5 protein-coding genes and 1 pseudogene are annotated in these 4,023 nt (G+C 73.4%); 4 read left to right on the plus strand and 2 right to left on the minus strand.

Annotation, left to right across the window (positions count from 1 at the left end):
• Positions 1–574: pseudogene (locus I5E_RS00715) on the plus strand (IMP dehydrogenase); the annotation flags it as partial.
• A gap of 31 nt (positions 575–605) precedes the next feature.
• Here the strand turns inward: I5E_RS00715 and I5E_RS25045 are convergent.
• Positions 606–1,067, minus strand: a complete 462-nt coding sequence (locus tag I5E_RS25045) for a VanZ family protein (RefSeq protein ID WP_022905316.1) — start codon at positions 1,065–1,067, stop codon at positions 606–608.
• A gap of 111 nt (positions 1,068–1,178) precedes the next feature.
• On the opposite strand from I5E_RS25045, the gene I5E_RS00725 reads away from it, so the two are divergent.
• From I5E_RS00725 to I5E_RS20815, 3 genes are read left to right on the plus strand one after another with little or no spacing between them, the layout of a single operon-like run.
• Positions 1,179–2,225: a glycoside hydrolase family 6 protein gene (locus I5E_RS00725; RefSeq protein WP_022905317.1), complete on the plus strand. Its 1,047-nt coding sequence runs from the start codon at positions 1,179–1,181 to the stop codon at positions 2,223–2,225.
• A gap of 34 nt (positions 2,226–2,259) precedes the next feature.
• Entirely contained in the window at positions 2,260–3,309 is a 1,050-nt protein-coding gene (locus tag I5E_RS00730; protein WP_022905318.1) for a M4 family metallopeptidase, read from the plus strand.
• A 28-nt stretch (positions 3,310–3,337) separates the two neighbouring features.
• Positions 3,338–3,610, plus strand: a complete 273-nt coding sequence (locus tag I5E_RS20815; protein ID WP_022905319.1) for a protealysin inhibitor emfourin — start codon at positions 3,338–3,340, stop codon at positions 3,608–3,610.
• Positions 3,611–3,764: 154 nt separating this feature from the next.
• Here the strand turns inward: I5E_RS20815 and I5E_RS00740 are convergent.
• Positions 3,765–4,023 (minus strand): ATP-binding domain-containing protein (locus I5E_RS00740; protein ID WP_031260877.1); only part of this gene is annotated, 259 nt, incomplete at its 5' end.

The raw sequence follows: 4,023 nt of genomic DNA on the forward strand, positions 1-4,023 counted from the left end.
GCGAGCATCATCAAGGTCGGCGTCGGACCCCGGCGCGATGTGCACCACGCGCATGATGACGGCCGTCGGTCGCCCCCAGTCTTCCGCCGTGCTCGAGACGGCCGCCGCCGCGCGCTCGCTCGGCGCGCACGTCTGGGCAGACGGCGGGGTCCGCTACCCGCGAGACGTCGCGCTCGCCCTCGCTGCCGGCGCCTCCGCCGTGATGATCGGCTCGTGGTTCGCCGGGACGCTCGAGGCGCCGGGCGTGCTCCGCCGCGACGCCGCGGGCAAGGCCTACAAGGAGAGCTGGGGCATGGCGTCGGCGAAGGCCGTCCGCGAGCGCTTCGAGCGCCTCGACCCGTACGAGCGGGCCCGCAAGGCGCTCTTCGCCGAGGGCATCTCGTCGTCGACGATCTACCTCGACCCGGAGCGGCCGAGCGTCGAGGACCTGCTCGACATGATCACCACCGGTGTCCGCAGCTCGGCGACGTACGCGGGCGCGTCCTCGCTCGCCGAGTTCTCCGAGCGGGCGCTCGTCGGCATCCAGTCGGCCGCCGGCTACGAGGAGGGCAAGCCGCTCCCCGTCAGCTGGTAGTGCGCGCCAGACTCTCGCGCTGAGCGACAGCTCACGGCGCCCTCGGCGGGCAGCCGGTTCGGACCGTGCCAGTGGTAGCGCGCCGAGAAGCGGAAGGTCGGGATGACCACGGTCGCGAGGATCCGGAAGGCCGGCCGAGCCCGTTGGACAGGACGTCGCGCGGATCGGCGACGCGGTACGGCAGGTAGGTGGCCTGCGCGAACTCGATCCCGGTGGACAGCACGACGGCGACGAGTGCGCCGAGGATCCACCACCGACGCGGGAGCCAGAGCGCGGCGAGCATGCCGACGGGGACGAACATCGCGATGTTGGCGAGGAACTCCGTGCGCTCGTACGTGAACCACGCGCCGTGCGGGAGCTGCTGCACCCAGGCGATGGCGTGCAGGACGAGGGAGTTCTGCGCCGAGGTGAAGACCTGCGGCGTGAGGGTCATCCGCCAGATCACCCAGGCGTACGCCGCGGTCAGGGCGAGGAGGAGGAGCTTCCGGAACATCCGGACAGTCTGGGGCACCGTCCTGGCAAGAACCGACGGCCACGCTGGGTGAACGCCCGGTGCGTCCTCCGGGCCTGGCCGCGTGCGGGTCACACCTGCGAGCATGGGCGCATGCCGAGTCTCGACGGAACCCGTGCACGCCGGAGCCCCGGCCGCCGCCAGTGGACCTGGATCGGGCTCGCCGCGGTCGTGGTCGCCGCACTCGTCGTGACGCTCGTGCTGGTGCTCCCCCGCGACACCGCACCGACGGGCCGGCAGGTCGCCGAGCGGAAGACGGCGGCCGAGGCCTTCCCCGGCGGACTCGCCGAGCAGCCCGCCGCCGAGAACCAACCCGGCCGACGCGAGGCCACGGCGCGGGCCGACGGCGACAGCGCGACGGCGCGGAAGATCGCCGTGATCGCCGACCAGCCGATCGCCACCTGGCTGACGAACACCTCGGTGTCCGAGACGCGTCAGACCATCCGGGACGTCGTCCGCAGCGCTGAGCGGCAACGGAAGACACCGGTGTTCGTCCTCTACAACGTCCCCGACCGCGACTGCGGCAGCTACTCGAAGGGCGGGACCGCGGCGGACGCGTACCTGCCGTGGGTCCGGTCGGCAGTGCGAGCGATGGCCGGCTCCCACGCGGTGGTCCTGGTCGAACCCGACGCCATCGCCCAGATCCAGGTGTGCAAGCGCCTCGAACGCGACCGCCTGCCGCTGCTCCGCAAGGCCGTCGACGAGCTCACCGGGCACGGCCTCACCGTCTACCTCGACGGCGGGAACGAGAACCGCGTGCCGACGGCGACGATGGCGCGGTGGCTGCGCGAGGCCGGGGTCGACCGGGTGCAGGGCTTCTTCACGAACGTGTCCAACTTCTACCGCGTCGACCAGGAACGCGCCTGGGCCGACCGGCTCGCCGACGCGATCGGGGGCGACCCGCACTTCGTCATCGACGTCTCGCGCAACGGGCAGGGCTGGCGCGGCACCTGGTGCAACCCCGAGGGCGCGGGGCTCGGGCAGACCCCGCACGTCACCCGCGGCTCCACCCGGCTCGACGCCCTGCTCTGGGTGAAGACGCCCGGGCTGAGCGACGGCACCTGCAACGGCGGACCCCCTGCCGGCGTGTGGTGGGAGTCCTACGCGCTCGCCCTCGTGGAGAACCGCAAGGAGGGCTGAGGGCGGTGTCGGTGCCCGGTGGTTGCATGACGCCATGACCCCGCGCGACCGCATCCGATCCGTCGTCCCGCCGTACCTGCTCCGCGCCGTGGCCGACGCCCAGGGCTTCCCCCGTGCGTCGTCGGCCGCCCGGACGGCGCTGGCCTCGCTCGACACCGTGCAGCGACCGAAGCACGACCACCGGGTCCCGCCGCAGGGCGTCAGCGGCACGGTCGACCGCTCGCCGCAGCGGACCATCTCCGACGCCCACGGGGGCACGACCCTGCCCGGCACGACCGTCCGGCGCGAGGGCGACCCGGTCACCGGTGACGCCGCGGTGGACGAGGCGTACACCGGCCTCGGCGACACGCACGCCTTCTGGCTCGAGGTGTTCGGACGGGTGTCGATCGACGGCGCCGGGCTGCCCCTCGACGCCACGGTGCACTACGGGCAGGACTACGACAACGCCTACTGGGACGGCAGCCGGATGGTCTTCGGCGACGGCGACGGCGAGGTCTTCGAGCGCTTCACGATCGCGGTCGACGTCATCGGCCACGAACTCGCGCACGGTGTCACGCAGTACACCGCCGACCTGACGTACGAGGGGCAGTCCGGCGCGCTGAACGAGTCGATCAGCGACGTGTTCGGCTCGCTCGTCGCCCAGTACGCCAGGCGCCAGAGCGCCGACCAGGCGTCGTGGCTCATCGGCGAGGGGCTCTTCACACCGGCGGTGCACGGGGTCGCCCTGCGGTCCATGAAGGCACCGGGCACCGCGTACGACGACCCGGTGCTCGGCAAGGACCCGCAGCCCGCGACCATGGCCGGGTACGTCGACACCACCGAGGACTCCGGCGGCGTGCACACCAACTCCGGCATCCCGAACCACGCGTTCTACCTCGCCGCCACCGCGATCGGGGGCAACGCGTGGGAGGGGGCCGGCGCCGTCTGGTGGGACGCCCTCACGTCGAGCGCGGTGACCGCGTCGATCGACTTCGCCGGGTTCGCGGCCGTCACGGTCGACGCCGCCCGCACCCGCTTCGGGGACGGCTCCGCCGAGCACACCGCCGTCGCGGACGCCTGGCGGACGGTGGGCGTGCTCGACTGAACCGGGCCGTCGGCGTACCGTCGGCACCATGCACATCGACGTCCGCCGCAGTGGGGGCATCGCCGGCACGACCAGGGGGTGGCGCGTCGACACCGACGCCTCGGACGACCCCGCCGGGTGGTCGGAGCTCGTCGGGGCGCTCCCCCGCGACGCCCCGAGCGCCCCGGCACCGGGCGTCCGCGACGACTTCACGTGGACGATCACCGTCGAACGGACGACGGTCACGATCCCCGGCACCCGCCTCGACGGCCCGTGGGCGGCACTCGTGACGCGCGTGCGGGCCGAGGGCGCCCCGACCTGACGGACGCGCCCCGCGCCTCCCGTCCGCCCGCGCGCCCGCCCCATTGCGCTTGGTGAGCAGAAATGGTCGGGTCGCCCGCGCGCACCCGACCATTCCTGCTCACGAAGTGACCCGCGCGACGCACGACGCGCGCACGACGTGCCGCGGGCGGCCCTCAGGTGACGTCGACGACGGTCAGGCGACGCGTCGGGCGCGTCATGGCGACGTACACGGCAGCAGCCGCACGTGCCGCGTCCTGTCCGACCCGCTCCGGATCGACCAGCAGCACGCCGTCGAACTCGAGGCCCTTCGCATCGGCACCCGTGAGCACCGTGACGGACCCCGGCCGGGGCGACCCGAGCGACCGGACGTCCGCCGTGGTCCGGGCCAAGCGCTCCCGGACGGCGTCGACGTCGGCCTCGGGCACGATGACA

It is taken from the genome of Curtobacterium sp. B18 (assembly GCF_000333375.1).
Taxonomy (GTDB): Bacteria; Actinomycetota; Actinomycetes; order Actinomycetales; family Microbacteriaceae; genus Curtobacterium.

Coding starts and splice junctions, on each gene's coding strand:
- I5E_RS00725 (WP_022905317.1), top strand. CDS start 1,179: ATGCCGAGTCTCGACGGAACCCGTGCACGCCGGAGCCCCGGCCGCCGC.
- I5E_RS20815 (WP_022905319.1), top strand. CDS start 3,338: ATGCACATCGACGTCCGCCGCAGTGGGGGCATCGCCGGCACGACCAGG.
- I5E_RS00730 (WP_022905318.1), top strand. CDS start 2,260: ATGACCCCGCGCGACCGCATCCGATCCGTCGTCCCGCCGTACCTGCTC.
- I5E_RS25045 (WP_022905316.1), bottom strand. CDS start 1,067: ATGTTCCGGAAGCTCCTCCTCCTCGCCCTGACCGCGGCGTACGCCTGG.